The 16,178-nt window shown below is 70.5% G+C and carries 13 protein-coding genes and 1 pseudogene; all 14 read left to right on the forward strand.

The genetic code is table 11. The features are described from left to right. Nucleotides 1-1,312, forward strand: a pseudogene (locus CSC68_RS15200) (chemotaxis protein CheA); the annotation flags it as partial. 87 nt (nucleotides 1,313-1,399) lie between these two features. Continuing rightward, complete coding sequence (locus CSC68_RS15205) at nucleotides 1,400-2,140, forward strand: flagellar motor protein (RefSeq protein ID WP_162204457.1); 741 nt, start codon at nucleotides 1,400-1,402, stop codon at nucleotides 2,138-2,140. Between the two features lie 13 nt (nucleotides 2,141-2,153). Further along, the gene (motD, locus tag CSC68_RS15210) at nucleotides 2,154-3,173 is read left to right on the forward strand and encodes a flagellar motor protein MotD (protein ID WP_162204445.1); all 1,020 of its coding nucleotides are present in this window, start codon (nucleotides 2,154-2,156) and stop codon (nucleotides 3,171-3,173) included. Beyond that, nucleotides 3,173-3,958, forward strand: a complete 786-nt coding sequence (locus tag CSC68_RS15215) for a ParA family protein (protein ID WP_162204446.1) — start codon at nucleotides 3,173-3,175, stop codon at nucleotides 3,956-3,958. The genes motD and CSC68_RS15215 overlap by 1 nt, the downstream gene beginning before the upstream one ends. Then, nucleotides 3,955-4,929, forward strand: a complete 975-nt coding sequence (locus CSC68_RS15220; RefSeq protein WP_162204447.1) for a chemotaxis protein CheW — start codon at nucleotides 3,955-3,957, stop codon at nucleotides 4,927-4,929. Before CSC68_RS15215 ends, CSC68_RS15220 begins: the two co-directional genes overlap by 4 nt. 54 nt (nucleotides 4,930-4,983) lie before the next feature. Then, the gene (locus CSC68_RS15225; RefSeq protein WP_162204448.1) at nucleotides 4,984-5,292 is read left to right on the forward strand and encodes an STAS domain-containing protein; all 309 of its coding nucleotides are present in this window, start codon (nucleotides 4,984-4,986) and stop codon (nucleotides 5,290-5,292) included. After that, nucleotides 5,289-5,654 carry a response regulator gene (locus CSC68_RS15230; protein WP_162204449.1) on the forward strand — a complete coding sequence of 122 codons (366 nt, stop codon included), beginning with the start codon at nucleotides 5,289-5,291 and terminating at the stop codon, nucleotides 5,652-5,654. Before CSC68_RS15225 ends, CSC68_RS15230 begins: the two co-directional genes overlap by 4 nt. 43 nt (nucleotides 5,655-5,697) lie before the next feature. Further along, nucleotides 5,698-7,659, forward strand: coding sequence for a chemotaxis protein CheA (locus tag CSC68_RS15235; protein ID WP_162204450.1), 1,962 nt, complete (start codon nucleotides 5,698-5,700; stop codon nucleotides 7,657-7,659). Between the two features lie 85 nt (nucleotides 7,660-7,744). Next, the gene (locus tag CSC68_RS15240; protein ID WP_162204451.1) at nucleotides 7,745-8,518 is read left to right on the forward strand and encodes a flagellar brake protein; all 774 of its coding nucleotides are present in this window, start codon (nucleotides 7,745-7,747) and stop codon (nucleotides 8,516-8,518) included. Between the two features lie 87 nt (nucleotides 8,519-8,605). Then, entirely contained in the window at nucleotides 8,606-9,088 is a 483-nt protein-coding gene (locus CSC68_RS15245) for a chemotaxis protein CheW (protein ID WP_162204452.1), read from the forward strand. A gap of 75 nt (nucleotides 9,089-9,163) precedes the next feature. Next, on the forward strand, nucleotides 9,164-9,541 hold the full coding sequence (locus tag CSC68_RS15250) for a hypothetical protein (protein ID WP_162204453.1): 378 nt from the start codon (nucleotides 9,164-9,166) through the stop codon (nucleotides 9,539-9,541). 66 nt (nucleotides 9,542-9,607) lie between these two features. Beyond that, nucleotides 9,608-11,974 carry a methyl-accepting chemotaxis protein gene (locus CSC68_RS15255; RefSeq protein ID WP_162204454.1) on the forward strand — a complete coding sequence of 789 codons (2,367 nt, stop codon included), beginning with the start codon at nucleotides 9,608-9,610 and terminating at the stop codon, nucleotides 11,972-11,974. 121 nt (nucleotides 11,975-12,095) lie between these two features. Continuing rightward, nucleotides 12,096-14,348, forward strand: coding sequence for a methyl-accepting chemotaxis protein (locus tag CSC68_RS15260; protein ID WP_162204455.1), 2,253 nt, complete (start codon nucleotides 12,096-12,098; stop codon nucleotides 14,346-14,348). 269 nt (nucleotides 14,349-14,617) lie between these two features. Then, nucleotides 14,618-16,178: cache domain-containing protein (locus CSC68_RS15265; protein WP_162204456.1), on the forward strand; the 1,561-nt coding region annotated here is incomplete at its 3' end.

The following is a 16,178-nucleotide window of genomic DNA, read 5'->3' on the forward strand; positions in this document are numbered from 1 at the left end:
CGCCCCCGCACCCCCAGGGGCGAACGGTAACGGATGCAGAGCCCAGGCACGGCCACATCGGCGGGGGGCCACGTCCCCGCGTCCGCTGGAGATGCCGCAGCGCGTGTCAACCCGCCGCGCCCCTGCCCCGCCCCCGCCGCCGCGCTCCGCGCCTGCCGAGGCCGAGCACACCGTGCGCGTGGACACGCGCCGCCTGGACGCGATCGTCAACCTGATCGGCGAGCTGGTGCTGGCGCGCAACCGGCTCAAGACCCTGCGCGCACGCCTGCGCGACGACGAGCTCGACCGCGCCGTGGCCAGCCTCGACGTGGCCACCGCCCGCCTGCAGTCGGCGGTGATGCGGACCCGCATGCAGCCGGTGGGCAAGGTGTTCTCGCGTTTCCCCAAGGTCGCCCGCGACGTGGCCCGCTCGCTGTCCAAGGAAGTCGAGCTGGAGATGGTCGGCGCCGAGACCGAGCTGGACCGAAACCTGGTCGAGGCCCTGGCCGATCCGCTGGTGCACCTGGTGCGCAACGGCATCGACCACGGCGTCGAGGCGCCGGAGCTGCGCGAGGCGGCCGGCAAGCCGCGCGTCGGCCGGCTGCGCCTGTCGGCGCAGCAGGAAGGCGACTACGTATCCATCGAGGTGCAGGACGATGGCGCCGGCATCGATCCGGAGCGCCTGCGCGCCAAGGCGCGCGAGAAGGGCCTGATCGATCCGGAAGCCGCGGCGCGCCTGGGCGCGGACGAGTGCCTGCAGCTGGTGTTCCTGCCGGGCTTCTCGACCAAGACCGAGGTCACCGACATCTCCGGCCGTGGCGGGGGCATGGACGTGGTCCAGTCGCGCATCCGCGAGCTGGGCGGCCAGATCCAGATCCAGTCCGAACTCGGCCGCGGCACCCGCTTCCTGATCCGCGTCCCGCTGACCCTGGCGATCCTGCCCACCCTGCTGGTCCAGGCCGGCGAGGCGGCGTATGCCCTGCCACTGGCGCGGGTGCAGGAGGTGCTGCACGCGAAGCCTTCCGCGCTGGGCTGGTTCGACGGCCGTCCGGTGATGGACCGCCAGAGCCACACCCTGCCGCTGGTGGACCTGCGCCGCTGGCTGGGGCTGGAACCGATGCCCGGCAACGGCCCGCTGACCGTGGTGGTGCTGCAGATGGGCGACGCCCGCTTCGGCCTGATCGTCGACCAGGTGCGCGGGCGCGAGGAAGGGGTGATCAAGCCGCTGCCGCGCGCCCTGCGCGGGCTGCCCGGCTACGCCGGCGCGACCCTGATCGGCGACGGCCGCCTGGCGCTGATCCTGGACGTCGACGGCCTGCGTGCCAGCAGCCACTGCCCGCGGCATCCGTGCGCCCTCCCCGTGGACCCGCGGCGGGCGCTTCCCTCAAGTGATCCTTCACGACCGCCGATAACCCGACACATGGACATCCTCAGTCTCATCGGTCTGCTCCTCGCGCTCGTCGCGCTGGTCGGCGGCGCCATCCTCAAGGGCGCCGGCGTCGGCTCGCTGTGGTCTTCGGCCGCGTTCGTGATCGTGATCCTCGGCACCCTCGCGGCGATCTTCGTGCACACCCCGCCGCCGGTGTTCAAGCGCGCGCTCGGCATCGTCGGCTGGATCCTGCGCCCGCCGGCCGCCGACCGCGCCGAACTGATGGCGCAGATCCTGGAGTGGAGCAACATCGCCCGCCGCCAGGGCCTGCTCGGCCTGGAGCAGCAGGTCGGCGAGCAGCAGGACCCGTTCCTGAAGAAGGGCCTGCAGATGCTGGTCGACGGCGTCGAGCCGGAACAGATCCGGCACATGCTGGAGATCGACCTGGAGAGCCAGGAGCACCAGGAACTGGCCGCCGCCAAGGTGTTCGAGGGCATGGGCATCTACGCCCCGACCCTGGGCATCGTCGGTGCCGTGTTCGGCCTGATCGCGGTGATGAAGAACCTGGCCGACCCGTCCAAGCTCGGCCACGGCATCGCCGCGGCGTTCACCGCCACCATCTACGGCATCGCCTCGGCCAACCTGTTCTTCCTGCCGATCGCGTCCAAGCTCAAGGCCGTGATCGGCCGGCGCACGGGCGAGCGGGAGATGATCATCGAGGGCCTGATCGCGATCGCGCAGGGCGAGAACCCGCGCAACATCGAGTCCAGGCTCGCCGGCTTCCTGCACTGACCCGGACCCGGCGATGGCGCGCAAGAAGAAGCACGAGGAGCACGGCAACCACGAGGCGTGGGCGATTCCCTACGCCGACCTGATGACGCTGCTGCTGGCGTTCTTCGTGGTGATGTACGCGATCTCCAGCCTCAACGAGGGCAAGTACCGCGTGCTGGCCGACGCCCTGACCGCCGCCTTCGGCGGCGCGCCGCGCACCATCAACCCGGTGCAGGTGGGCAACCACCAGCTGCAGGGCTCGGACTACGACCGTCCCTCGCCGATCAAGTCCGGCGCCCGCCAGGGCCCGGCGGCGCCCTCGCCCGCCCCCAACCCGACCCTGCTGCCATCGCTGGCCTCGCACCTGCGTACCGGCGTGCCGGTCGACGTGTCCGACCGCGCCGCCGTGCAGCGGGCGCAGCAGCAGCTCGGCAGCATCGCCACCCGGCTGGAGGAGGCGCTGGCGCCGCTGGTCGATGCGCGGCTGATCACCGTGCGCCGCGCCGAGCTGTGGCTGGAGGTCGAGATCAACAGCGACATCCTCTTCGACACCGGCTCGGCCGCGCTCGACGCCTCGGCGCGCGAGGTGCTCACCCGCCTGGCCGACGTCCTGCGCGATACCCCCAACCCGGTGCGCGTCGAGGGCTATACCGACGACCGCCCGATCAACACCTTCCAGTTCCCGTCCAACTGGGAACTGTCCGCGGCGCGCGCCGCCAGCGTGGTGCACCTGTTCTCGGCCAGCGGCGTGGCGCCCGAGCGGCTGGCCATGGTCGGCTACGGCGAGCACCGCCCGCGTGCGGACAACCTCACCGAGGAAGGCCGCAACCGCAACCGCCGCGTGGTGCTGATCGTGCTGGCCGCGCCGGGCGCGGTCGGCGACGGCGGAGCCGACGTGGACGAAGGCGCGGCGGTCAAGAGCAAGGCCGCGCTGCCGATAGGAAAAGTGGCGGCAAGCGCCCGGGTGCCGGACCGCGCGGCACCTGGAGGGGTGCCCGCCGGCACGGCATCCCACGGGGCCGTGGCCGACCGAACGACAGGAGGATCCGACTGATGCGCGTGTGGGCGATCGCCAACCAGAAAGGCGGCGTGGGCAAGACCACTACCACCCTGGCACTGGGCCGCGGCCTGGCGGCGCGCGGCAGCCGCGTGCTGCTGGTCGACCTGGACCCGCATTCGTCCATGACCCGCACCTTCGGCGTGCCGGTGGAGCCGGCCCCGGAAGGGGTGATGGAGCTGTTCGCCACCCCGCCGCGCGAACTGGCCAGCCTGGTGCGCACCAGCGCGGTCGAGCGCATGGACTACGTCTGCGCGCAGACCGCCCTGGCGACCCTGGAGCGGCGCAGCGCCAACCAGCCCGGCCTGGGCCTGGCCCTGTCGCAGGCACTGTCGCGCCATGCCGGCCAGCACGACTACGTGCTGCTGGACTGCCCGCCGACCCTGGGCCTGCTGATGATCAACGCCCTGGCCGCGGCCGACCGCGTGATCATCCCGACCCAGGCCGAGCCGCTTGCCCTGCACGGCCTGGCCGGCATGGTCCGTACCGCGGAGATGGTCGAGCGCTCGCGCCGCCGTCCGATGCCGGTCTCGGTGCTGCCGACCCTGTACGACCGCCGCACCCGCGCCGGCCAGGATGCGCTCAAGCGCATGCAGGAGGAGCACGGCGACCGCGTGTGGGACGACGCCATCCCGGTCGATACCCGCCTGTGCAACACCGAACTGCTGGTGCAGCCGGCCGGCGCCGAGGGCGCCTACCCCGGCCGCGCCCTGTCCGCCTACCGCCGTGCGCTGGACTGGATCCTGGCCAGCGAGGCGCAGTCCCTGGAACAGGCAGCATGATCGCGGCCGAAGTACTCGACGACTACCTGGACGGTCTGCTGGTCGCGGGTCCGGCCAACGCCGCTCCGGCGGCCAAGGCCGAAACCGAAGGCAAGGCCGAAACCGAAAACAAGGCGGGAGCCGGGGCCGAAGGCGGCCCCGCTCCGGTCGAAGCCGTGCCCGCCGCGCCGTCGGCGGAGGTCGAGACTGCCGTGGCAGTCGAGGCCGAAGCCGAAGCCGGGGCCCGCATGGAAGTCGAAGCCCCCCCGCCGGTTGCGCAGGCACCCTCGCCCGCTGCCGCGCCTGCCCAGGCCCAGCCCGCCGCGCCCGTTGCGCCCCCAGCGCCGGCGCCGGCAGTCCCAGCGCCGGCGCCCGTGGCGGCGATGCCGGTCGCGCCCGTCGCGCCTTCGACGCGGGTCGCGCCGCCGGCTCCCACCCCCGTTGCCCGCCGTCCGCAGGCGCCCGTGCCTCCGCCGGCGGTTCCACCGCGCCACGGCGTCGCGTCCGCGCAGGGCGAGGACGCCCCGGCCGGCAAGCAGCCGGCCGGGCGCACCTCGCGCTGGCTGCGCCTGCGCTGCGGCGGCCAGCGCTACGGCCTGGAGCTGCTCAAGGTCCAGGAAGTGGTGCTGCCGGTCCCGCTGCTGCCGTTGCGCGGAACCGCCCAGGCCATGCTCGGGGTGATGAACCTGCGCGGCCAGGTCGTGCCGGTGCTCGACCTGGGCATGCACCTGGGCCAGACCACCCAGCCGGACGACGCCTCGACCCGCTTCGTGGTCCTGGAGGAGAAGGGCGAGATCCTGGGCCTGCGCGTGAGCGCCGTCGAGGACGTGGTCAACCTCGGCGAAGGCCAGGTCGAGCCGCCCGGGACCGCCCAGGTCAGGCCCGGTGGCGACGGCCTGTTCCGCGGCATCGCCCGCCTCGGCGGGGAGCCGATGGTGCTGCTGGACGCCTCCTGCCTGCTCTCCCCGGCCAATCCCGGTGAAGGGCGCTAAAGCCTGCGCCCGATCGGCCGCTATCCAGACCGACCCCCACCGCGTGGAGTAGCGATGAACACCGTTTCCCTGGGCGAGGACCTCGGCATCGAGGCCAGCGCGGAGCTCAAGGAACGCCTTGCGGCACACCTGGACGCCAGCGAGCTGGCGCTCGACGGTACGACCGTGCGCCGCGTGCATACCGCCGCGATGCAGGTGCTGTGCGCGTTCTTCCTCACCCGGCGCGAACTGGGCCGCCGTACCGAGCTGTCCGGCTGCAGCGACGCCCTGCGCGACGCTGCGCGCCTGCTGGGCCTGTCGGCCCAGCTTGGACTCACCGACCAACAAGACTTGAATAAGAACACCGTGGAGAACGCCGCATGAGCGCACGCATTCTGGTAGTGGACGATTCGGCCTCGATGCGCCAGATGGTCTCTTTCGCCCTGACCTCCGCCGGTTTCGCCGTGGAGGAGGCCGAGGACGGCCAGGTGGCGCTCGGCCGCGCCCAGGGCCAGCGCTTCAACGCGGTGGTGACCGACGTGAACATGCCGAACATGGACGGCATCTCGCTGATCCGCGCCCTGCGCGCCCTGCCCGACTACAAGTTCACCCCGATGCTGATGCTGACCACCGAGTCGGCGGCGGACAAGAAGGCCGAAGGCAAGGCCGCCGGCGCCACCGGCTGGCTGGTCAAGCCGTTCAACCCCGAACAGCTGGTAGCCACCGTGCAGAAGGTCCTGGGCTGAGCCCGGACCACCCGCTTCATTCCCAAGTTTCCGAGCGCGCCCCATGAGCATGGACCTGCAACGCTTCCACGCAACCTACTTCGAGGAAAGCCGCGAAGGCCTGGACGCGATGGAGGCCGGCCTGCTGGAGCTGGAAGGCGGCAGCACGGATCCGGAAGTCATCAACTCCGTGTTCCGCGCGGCGCACTCGATCAAGGGCGGCGCGGCCACCTTCGGCTTCGAGAAGATGGCCTCCCTGACCCACGTGCTGGAGACGCTGCTGGACGAGATCCGCGGCGGCAAGCGCGCCCTTGCCGCCAGCGCGGTCGACGCCATGCTCGGCTCGGTCGACGTGCTGCGTGCCCTGCTGGCCGAGGCCGAACAGGGCCGCCCGGCCGATCCGGCCGCGGTCGCCGCCGTGCACCAGCGCCTGCAGCAGGAGCTGGGCCAGCCCGGCGCCACCGTGGCCAAGGCCGCGGCCGAACCGGAGCCGGAAGGCTGGGACATCGCCTTCGCCCCGGCCCCGTCGCTGTTCATGAGCGGCAACGACCCGCTGCGCATCATCCGCGAGCTCGAGCACCTCGGCCCGCTGGAAGTGAACGCGCGGCTGGAGAAGCTGCCCGAATTCGCCCACCTCGATCCGCTCGAGGCGTGCATCGCGTGGGACCTGGGCCTGCGCGGCAAGGTGCCGCGCAGCGCCATCGACGCCGTGTTCGCCTGGGTCGTGGACGATTGCGAGCTGGATATCCGGCCGCAGGCGCCGGCTCCGGCGGCCGCGCCGGCCCCGATCGCCGCCGCGGCCGACGGGTCGCAGCCGGCTGCCCCGGCGGCCGGCACCGCCGCCGCCCACGGCCACGAGGCCGAGACCTCGATCCGCGTCAGCGTCGACAAGGTCGATGCCCTGATCAACCTGGTCGGCGAGCTGGTCATCACCCAGGCGATGCTCAAGCAGGTCAGCGGCGGCATGGACCCGACCCAGGCCGAGCGCCTGTTCGCGGGCCTGGAGCTGCTCGAGCGCAACACCCGCGACCTGCAGGAAGCGGTGATCGGCGTGCGCATGCTGCCGGTGGACGCGGTGTTCCGCCGTTTCCCGCGCCTGGTGCGCGACCTCTCCACCCGCCTGGGCAAGCACGTGCGCCTGCGCACGATCGGCGAAGGCACCGAGCTGGACAAGGGCCTGATCGAGAAGATCGCCGACCCGCTGGTGCACCTGGTCCGCAATTCGATCGACCACGGCCTGGAAATGCCGGACGCGCGCAAGGCGGCCGGCAAGGACGAGACCGGCACGATCACCCTGGCCGCCTCGCACCAGGGCGGCCACATCGTGATCGAAGTGGCCGACGACGGCCGCGGCCTCAACCGCGGCAAGATCCTGGCCAAGGCCGCCGAGCGCGGCCTGGCGATTCCGGAGAACCCGACCGATTCGCAGGTCTGGGACCTGATCTTCCAGCCCGGCTTCTCCACCGCCGACCAGGTCACCGACCTGTCCGGCCGCGGCGTGGGCATGGACGTGGTGCGCAAGAACATCCAGGCCCTGGGCGGCGAAGTCCAGCTCGAAAGCGCCGAAGGCCGCGGCACCCGCGTGGTCATCCGCCTGCCGCTGACCCTGGCCATCCTCGACGGCATGGTCGTCTCCAGCGGCGGGGAGATCCTGATCCTGCCGCTGAGCCACGTGCTGGAGGCGCTGCAGCCCCCGGCCGAGGACATCCGCACCGTCGCCGGCGACGGCCGCGTGCTGCGGGTACGCGGCGAATACCTGCCGCTGCTGTCGCTGTCCGACAGCTTCGGCTTCGGCGGCGGCGCCAACGAATCGCTGGTGGTGGTGGTCGAGGGCGACGGCCAGAAGCTGGCGCTGGAGGTCGAGGAGCTGGTTGGCCAGCAGCAGGTCGTGGTAAAGAACCTGGAAAAGAACTACCGTCGAGTGCCGGGCATCTCCGGCGCGACCATCCCCGGCGACGGCCGCGTGGCCCTGATCGTGGACGTCGGCGGCCTTGCCCGCCAGCGCCAGCTGCCGCAGGCTGCGTAATCCAGGCGACCCTCCGTGGCGGAGGGTCAAATCCCGCCCGGGGAGGCCGATAAGGCCGATACCCGGGCCCCTACCGCATTGGCGCATGACGGCAGGTATCGAACCGAGCACGACACCCATTGAATCCGACGACGCGGAACGCTACATGCTGCGCGATCCGCGCGAGATCGTGCGCGTGCTCCAGGCCCTGATCGACAACCGCGCCCTGATCAGCGCCCATCTGGTGCCGGGCGGCCGGCCCTGCCCGACCGCGCTGCTGGAGGTGGACGGGGACGAGGTGCTGATCGACGGCAACCGCGACGAGACCCTCAACCTGCGCGTGCTCGCCTCGGACTACCTGGTCTGCGTCTCGCAGCTGGACCGGGTCCGCGTCCAGTTCCGCCTGCAGCACCTGCGCCGGGTCGACGGCGACGGGCCGGTGGCCTTCGCCGCGCCCCTGCCCGAATCGGTGCTGCAGCTGCAGCGGCGCGAGCTGTACCGGCTGGAGCTGGTCCCCGGACCGGTGGTCACCGTCCAGGTCCAGCTGCAGGCGGTCCCCACCGATGCGCCGCCGCTGCCGGTGCGGGTCCTGGACATCAGCGGCGGCGGGCTCGCCCTGGGCCTGACCGACGAGGACCAGGCCCCCTTCACCCAGGGCCGGCAGTTCGACACCTGCACCCTGGAGCTGCCCGACGGCGGGGGGCCGATGCGGGTGCGGCTGCAGGTCGCCCATATCTCGCAGCGGCAGGAGCTGGCCCGCTACCCGGTGCGCGCGGGCTGCCGCTTCGTCGGGCTTTCGCCCCTGGCCGAGCGGCGGATCCTCCAGTTCATCTTCCAGGTCGAGCGCCAGCGCAAGGCCCGCGAACGCCGGGCGGTCTGATCCGCCTAAAGTTACCGCCGGTACGGCCGATTCTCCTCAGGACCCGACCCGCGCACCGCGCGGCCACGCCCTGCAGGAGCGAATCCCATGAGCAGTACCCCGGCCCCCACCACCGGCGAATTCCTTAGCTTCACCCTCGGCGACGAGCACTACGGCGTCGACATCCTCAAGGTCCAGGAGATCCGCGGCTACGACGCGGTCACCCGCGTCCCCGACGCGCCGGAATACATCAAGGGCGTGATCAACCTCCGCGGCACCATCGTGCCGGTGATCGACCTGCGGCTGAAGCTGCGCCTGAAGGAAGCGCGCTACGACAGCTTCACCGTGATGATCGTCCTCAACGTGGAAGACCGCGTCGTGGGCATCGTGGTCGACGGCGTCTCCGACGTCGTACCGCTGACCTCCGAGCAGATCCGCCCGACCCCCGAGTTCGGCGCCGCCGTGGATACGCGCTTCATCAGCGGCATCGGCACGCTCGACGAGCGGATGCTGATCCTGCTGGACATCGAAACCTTGCTGGACAGCACGGAACTGGGCGACGCCCAGGCCGCGCTGGCGCCGGCCGCCTAAAGCCTCTCCCCGGGCTGCCGATAGCCAATCCCGGCAGCCCGCCCTTTCCTTTTCCCGACATTGGAGTAATCCCCCATGAAGCGTTTCACCAAGACCATCCACCTCATCGCCGTGCTGCTGGTGGCCCCGGCCGCCTATGCCCAGGACGCCGTCCCCGCCGAGCACGCGCTGCGTTTCGTCGGCAAGGACGTGATGGTCTGCGGCAAGGTCGAGAAGACCCGCTGGGCCCAGAACACCGAGGGCGAGCCGACCTTCCTGTACATGGGCGGTACTTTCCCGCGCCACACCTTCTCGGCGCGCATCCCGGGCGACCAGCGCGGCAAGTTCAAGCCGACCCCGGAAGAGCTGGAAGGCCGCGACGTCTGCGTGGTCGGCACCGTCCAGCGCGACGCCAGCCGCGCCGAAATCGCCGTCACCTCGCCGTCCAACATCAAGCTCGCCACGCTGAAGTAATTCCTCTTCCGGGGTGCGCGCATCCCGTAGACCCACTTGCCGCGAATATCGGGAGAGAACGCTGCAATGCAATGGATCAAGAACCTCAAGCTCACGCCGAAGTTGATGCTGGCTTTCGGCGTGGTGCTCGTGCTGCTCGCCGCGCAGGGTGTCGGTGCCTACTACGGGCTTTCGTCGCTCAACCGCGCCACCACCAACCTCGCCGAAGGCAGCATGGAGAGCGTGGCCACGGCCGGCGAGCTCCGCGCCCTGCTGGGTGAGTACCGGACCGCGTCCTACCGCGGCCTGGTACGCGCCAGCGAGGCGGTGAAGCTCGACGCCCGCGAACGCTCGAACAAGCTCTCGACCGAGATCGACGAAGCCCTGGCCGCCTACGCCAAGCTGGTCAGCAACGACCAGGAGCGCAAGCTCCTGGACGAAGTGACCGCCGCCTGGCAGAAGGCCCGGATCTCGTACGAGTCGGTCAACGAGATGATCGACCTGGAGCTGCCGGACGACGCCCTAGACACCTTCCTGGGCGAAACCTCGGACCTGCACAACGCCGCCACCGCCGCCGTCACCGCGCTGATCCAGGAAGCCGACCGCCAGGCCGACCAGTCCGTGGCCAGCGCGGGCACCGCCTACGCGACCTCGGTGACCACCATCGTGGTGATGCTGCTGGTGGGCGTGGCCGGTGGCCTGGCCATCGCCTTCTTCATCGCCCGCAACCTGGCCGGTGCGATGCGCGGTGCCGTGGCCGTGGCCAACGACGTCGCCACCGGCAAGCTGGACAGCCGCATCGACATCCGGGGCTCGGACGAGATCGCCGACCTTATGCGCGCGATGCAGCGCATGCAGCACGACCTGCGCGAGCGCACCGAGCGCGACCAGAAGGTCGCGGCGGAGAACCTGCGCATCCGTACCGCGCTGGAAGCCTCCACCACCGGCCTGATGATCACCGATCCGGAATACCGCATCGTCTACCGCAACCCGGCGCTGGCCCGGATGCTGGAAGGCCATGCGGACCAGGTCGCGGCCGCCCTGCCCCACCTGGACATGGAGGCGCCGCTGGTCGGCCAGCCGGTCGAGGTCCTGGAGATCGGCGGCAAGATCGCGCAGGACTTCCTCGCCCGCCTGGAGCGCGAAGGCCGTGCCGCCCGCGAGGTGCAGTACGGCGAGGCCTGCTTCGCGCAGAACATCTCCACGATCCTCGATGCCGAAGGCAAGTACGTCGGCATGGTGTGCGAGTGGCGCGACCGCACCGGCGAGATCCGGGTCGAGCAGGAAGTGGCGCGCGTGGTCGAGGCCGCCGCGGCCGGCGACCTGTCCGGCCGGATCGACACCGGTGACAAGCAGGGCTTCCTGCTGCAGCTGGCGGTCCAGCTCAACCACCTGCTGGATGCAAACGCGATCAGCCTGGCCGAGGTTTCGCGCCTGCTGACCGGCCTGGCGCAGGGCGACCTGACCGTGCGCATGGAAGGCGAGTTCCATGGCGTGTTCGCCCGCATGCGCGACGACGCCAACGCCACCGTCGACCAGCTGACCTCGATCGTCTCCCGCATCCAGGCCGCCTCGACCGCCATCAACACCGGCGCGTCGGAGATCGCCTCCGGCAACAACGACCTGTCGCGTCGCACCGAGCAGCAGGCCGCCAACCTGGAGGAGACCGCCGCCTCGATGGAGGAGCTGACCTCCACCGTCAAGCAGAACGCCGACCACGCCCGGCAGGCCAACCAGCTGGCCATCGGCGCCGCCTCCGTCGCCTCGCAGGGCGGCCAGGTCGTCGGCCAGGTGGTCCACACCATGACCGACATCCAGGCGTCCTCGCGCAAGATCGCCGACATCATCTCGGTGATCGACGGCATCGCCTTCCAGACCAACATCCTGGCGCTCAACGCCGCGGTGGAAGCGGCGCGTGCCGGCGAGCAGGGCCGCGGCTTCGCCGTGGTCGCCACCGAGGTGCGTTCGCTGGCCCAGCGTTCGGCCACGGCCGCCAAGGAGATCAAGCAGCTGATCGAGGACTCCACCGGCAAGGTCGCCGATGGCGCCCAGCTGGCCGAGCAGGCCGGCAAGACCATGGGCGAGATCGTGGCCTCGGTGCAGCGCGTGACCGACATCATGGCCGAGATCTCCGCGGCGTCGCAGGAGCAGGCTGCCGGCATCGAGCAGGTCAACCAGACCATCGTGCAGATGGACGAGACCACCCAGCAGAACGCCGCCCTGGTCGAGGAAGCCTCCGCCGCGGCCCGTTCGATGGAGGAGCAGGCTGCCGGCCTGGCCCAGGCCATCTCGGTGTTCCGCCTGGAGCATGGCCTGTCGGGCCACGTGGCCGAGGCGGCACCGGCGCCGAAGGCCGTGCCGTTCCCGCAGCGCAAGGCCGCGGCCCCGCGTCCGGCCAGCCGTGCGCCGCAGGCCGGTAAGGTGATCAACGAGGCCGACTGGGCCGAGTTCTGACCCGGGCCTGGCCCGCAAAGGCAAGGCAAAGGCCCCGGCTCGTCCGGGGCTTTTGCTGTCTGCCGCGAAAGAATTCCAGTCCCATGCCGATATTCCGGCATACCGCCAAAAAGACGTCTGCATGAACGCCCTTGCTCCGTTCCGCCGCTTCCTCGCCGATGTGCCGATGAAGCGCAAGTTCCTGCTGCAGGCCGCGCTCGTGGCCGTCGGCATCGTCTCCCTTGCGGTGATCGCGGCCCGCCTCCAGTACCTGGACCTGACCGCCACCCGCCAGGCGGGGGTGCGCGCCCAGGTCGAGATGGCCCTGGGCATGATCGACCAGTACGCCGCGCGCGTGGAGAGCGGTGAGCTGACGGAAGAGGAAGCCAAGGCCGCAGCGCTGAAGGCCATGCGCGGCATGCGTGCCTCCGGCGGCGTGGACTACTTCTTCATCACCGACCGCGAGCCGCGGATGCTGATGCACCCGGACCGGCCGGACCTTGAAGGCAAGCCGCTGCACGAGGTGCTCAGCGCCGACGGCAAGGCGATCTTCCCGGCCTTCGTGAAGGAGGCCGTGGCCGGCGGCGGTGTCGTTGACTACGCCTGGGCCAAGCCCGGCACCGGCAAGGAGGTCAACAAGACGTCCTTCGCCGCGCTCTACGAGCCGTGGGACTGGGTGGTGGCCTCCGGCGTCTACCTGGACGACACCCAGTTCCAGGCGCTGAAGTTCACCGGGATCATGACCGTGGTCGGCGGCCTGCTCGTGCTGGTCACCCTGCTGGCGGGCTGGGCCATCGGCGGCACCGTGCTCGACGCCGCCAACCGCGCCCTTGCCGCCGTGCGCGGCGTCTCCAATGGCAATCTCCAGGTCCGCATGGGCAACCATGGCAAGGACGAAATGGGCCAGATGCTCGACTCGATCGCGCAGATGCAGGACCGGCTGCAGGCGGTGATCGAAGCACAGCGGGAAATGGCGCGCCGCCATGAGGCCGGCCAGACCAGCTACCGCATCGACGACAGTGCCTTCCCGGGCGACTACGGCCTGATGGTGCGCGACGCAAACGCGCTGGTGCACCAGCATGTCGAAGTCACCCTTCGCGCGGTCGAGGTGATGCGCCGTTACGCCGTGGGCGACCTGTCCGTCGACATGGACCGCCTGCCCGGCGAGCGTGCCGCGATCACCGAGGCCATGGACACCTGCAAGCGCAACCTCGGTGCGATCAACGCCGAAATCCAGCGCCTGGTCGCGGCCTCGGCGGCCGGCGACTTCTCGCACCGCGGTGACGCCGACGCCTTCCAGCACGAGTTCCGCGCGATGGTGGCCGGCCTGAACAGGCTGATGGAGACCACCGGGCAGAACCTGGACCAGATCTCGGCGCTGCTGCGCACCGTGGCCCAGGGCGACCTGACCGTGCGCATGGAGGGCGAGTTCCATGGCGTGTTCGCCCGCATGCGCGACGACGCCAACGCCACCGTCGACCAGCTCGCCTCCATCGTCTCCCGCATCCGCGACGCCTCGGCCGCCATCAACACGGCCTCAACCGAGATCGCCTCCGGCAACAGCGACCTGTCCCGCCGCACCGAGCAGCAGGCCGCCAACCTGGAAGAGACCGCCGCCTCGATGGAGGAGCTGACCTCCACCGTCAGGCAGAACGCCGACCACGCCCGCCAGGCCAACCAGCTGGCCATCGGCGCGGCCGACGTCGCGTCGCAGGGTGGCGAGGTCGTCGGCCAGGTGGTCCACACCATGGCCGACATCCAGGCGTCCTCGCGCAAGATCGCCGACATCATTTCGGTGATCGACGGCATCGCCTTCCAGACCAACATCCTGGCGCTCAACGCCGCGGTGGAAGCGGCGCGTGCCGGCGAGCAGGGCCGTGGCTTCGCCGTGGTCGCCACCGAGGTCCGTGCCCTGGCCCAGCGCAGCGCCGTGGCCGCCAAGGAGATCAAGACCCTGATCGAGGACTCCACCGGCAAGGTGACCGACGGCGCCCAGCTGGCCGAGCGGGCCGGCAAGACCATGGGCGAGATCGTGGCCTCGGTGCAGCGGGTCACGGACATCATCTCCGAGATCGCCGCCGCTTCGCAGGAGCAGGCCTCGGGCATCGAGCAGGTCAACCAGACCGTGGTGCAGATGGACGAGACCACCCAGCAGAACGCCGCGCTGGTGGAAGAGGCCTCCGCCGCGGCGCGTTCGATGGCCGAGCAGGCCGGGCAGCTGGTCGAGGCGGTGGCGGTGTTCCGCCTGGCCGACGGCGCGGCGCGCTCGACGCTGCGTGCGCCGGTGCGCAGCGCGGCGACGGCGCCCGTTGCCAAGGTGGCGCCTGCCCCGCGTCCGAACGTGGCCGCCCCGGCACCGGTGACGGCCGAGGATGGCGACTGGCAGGAGTTCTGATCCTGCCGGACTGGCAAGCCCGGGAAACAAGGGCCCCGGTGCGCCGCATCGGGGCCTTTTTCTTCTCCACGCCGCAGGCAAGCCATATGCCGGAGCCGCTTCCCGTACCAGGTCAGGGAGTCATTCCGTGACCGCGGTACAGGGTTGGGTTCATAGGCGCTGTCAGCGCCATCAACTTCCGCCGATAGCCGCCGATAGAAAATCGGATCCTCTTCGCCTGGAGGATCGAGTCCCCGCAGCCCCCGACTGCCCTGCCGAAATAGCCCCCGATGAAAGTCCTCCAGTTCTGGTCCCGCTACATCTCCAATATCTCGGTGCGTCGCAAGCTGAACCTGCTGACCGGGCTGATCGCCGTCGGCGTGGTCCTGCTGTCGGTATGCGCCGCGCGCATGCAGTACCTGGACCTGCGCAATACCCAGCAGCAGGCACTGAAGGTGCAGGTCGAACTGACCTACGGCGTCCTGGACCACTACAGGACGCTGATCGAGACCGGCGAACTTCCGGAGGAAACCGCCAAGGAAGCCGCGCTGGCGGCGCTTGAGAAGATGCGCGCCGATGGCGACGTCTACTACTACACGGTCTACGACACCGACCACAACATGCTGATGCACCCGTTCCGCAAGGACCTGCTGCACACCAACGTGAAGGACTACCGCACCGAGGACGGGGTGCAGGTGTACGTGGAACAGGTGGAGGCCGCGCTTGCCGGCGGCGGCTTCGTCTCCTTCCTGTGGGCCAAGCCCGGGGGCGAAGGCTCGGTCGAGAAGGCCACCTACGCCGGGCTCTACAAGCCGTTCAACTGGGTCATCACCACCGGCGTGTACATGGACGACGTCCAGGAACAGGCCATGGCCTTCACCATGGTGATGACCTTCGCCGGTGCCTTCGCAGTACTGGTGGTGTTCGCCCTGAGCTGGGTGATCGGCAACCGCATCGCCGTCCCGATGCGGCACGCCACCGCGGTGGCCGACGCCATCGCCAGCGGCCGCCTGGACAACGCGATCGGCGAACAGCCCCGCGACGAAGCCGGCCGGCTGCTGGACAGCATGCGCCGCATGCAGGACCAGCTGCAGGCCGTGATCGCGGCGCAGGCTGAAATGGCACACGAGCATGAGGCTGGCTCACTGAGCTACCGCATCGACGATACCCGCTTCCCGGGCGACTACGGCCGCATGGTGCGCGAGACCAACGAGCTGGTCGGCGCCCACGTCCAGGTGCAGAACCGCCTGATCGAGGTGATGCAGCATTACGCCGCCGGCGACCTGTCGGTGGACATGGACCGCCTGCCCGGCGAGAAGGCCGCCATCACCGAGGCGATGGACGCCACCAAGGCCAACCTCTCGGCGATCAACGGCGAGATCCGCCGCCTGGCCGCCGCAGCCGCCGCCGGCGACTTCACCCAGCGCGGCGACGCGGAGCATTACCAGCACGACTTCCGCGCCATGGTCGCCGGCCTGAACCACCTGATGGAGACCACCGACGCCAGCCTGCAGTCGCTGTCGCAGGTGCTGCAGGCGGTGGCCGATGGGGACCTGACCGTGCGCATGGACGGCAACTACCAGGGCGTGTTCGCGCAGATGCGCGATGCCGCCAATGCCACGGTGCAGAACCTGACCGGCATCGTCGGCCGCATCCAGGAGGCTTCCGGCAGCATCAACACCGCCGCCGCCGAGATCTCCCAGGGCAACGCCGACCTGGCGCGCCGCACCGAGCAGCAGGCCGCCAACCTGGAGGAGACCGCCGCCTCGATGGAGGAGCTGACCTCCACCGTCAAGCAGAACGCCGAGCACGCCCGCCAGGCCAACCAGCTGGCCATCGGCGCGGCCGACG

This window comes from Pseudoxanthomonas suwonensis (genome assembly GCF_010093235.1).
GTDB classification, from domain to species: domain Bacteria; phylum Pseudomonadota; class Gammaproteobacteria; order Xanthomonadales; family Xanthomonadaceae; genus Pseudoxanthomonas; species Pseudoxanthomonas suwonensis.

Bases quoted from the DNA above. Each gene is read 5' to 3' on its own strand.
- CSC68_RS15250 (WP_162204453.1), top strand. From the start codon at position 9,164: ATGAAGCGTTTCACCAAGACCATCCACCTCATCGCCGTGCTGCTGGTG.
- CSC68_RS15220 (WP_162204447.1), top strand. From the start codon at position 3,955: ATGATCGCGGCCGAAGTACTCGACGACTACCTGGACGGTCTGCTGGTC.
- CSC68_RS15230 (WP_162204449.1), top strand. From the start codon at position 5,289: ATGAGCGCACGCATTCTGGTAGTGGACGATTCGGCCTCGATGCGCCAG.
- CSC68_RS15245 (WP_162204452.1), top strand. From the start codon at position 8,606: ATGAGCAGTACCCCGGCCCCCACCACCGGCGAATTCCTTAGCTTCACC.
- CSC68_RS15235 (WP_162204450.1), top strand. From the start codon at position 5,698: ATGAGCATGGACCTGCAACGCTTCCACGCAACCTACTTCGAGGAAAGC.
- CSC68_RS15215 (WP_162204446.1), top strand. From the start codon at position 3,173: ATGCGCGTGTGGGCGATCGCCAACCAGAAAGGCGGCGTGGGCAAGACC.
- CSC68_RS15240 (WP_162204451.1), top strand. From the start codon at position 7,745: ATGACGGCAGGTATCGAACCGAGCACGACACCCATTGAATCCGACGAC.
- CSC68_RS15225 (WP_162204448.1), top strand. From the start codon at position 4,984: ATGAACACCGTTTCCCTGGGCGAGGACCTCGGCATCGAGGCCAGCGCG.
- CSC68_RS15205 (WP_162204457.1), top strand. From the start codon at position 1,400: ATGGACATCCTCAGTCTCATCGGTCTGCTCCTCGCGCTCGTCGCGCTG.
- CSC68_RS15255 (WP_162204454.1), top strand. From the start codon at position 9,608: ATGCAATGGATCAAGAACCTCAAGCTCACGCCGAAGTTGATGCTGGCT.
- CSC68_RS15260 (WP_162204455.1), top strand. From the start codon at position 12,096: ATGAACGCCCTTGCTCCGTTCCGCCGCTTCCTCGCCGATGTGCCGATG.
- motD (WP_162204445.1), top strand. From the start codon at position 2,154: ATGGCGCGCAAGAAGAAGCACGAGGAGCACGGCAACCACGAGGCGTGG.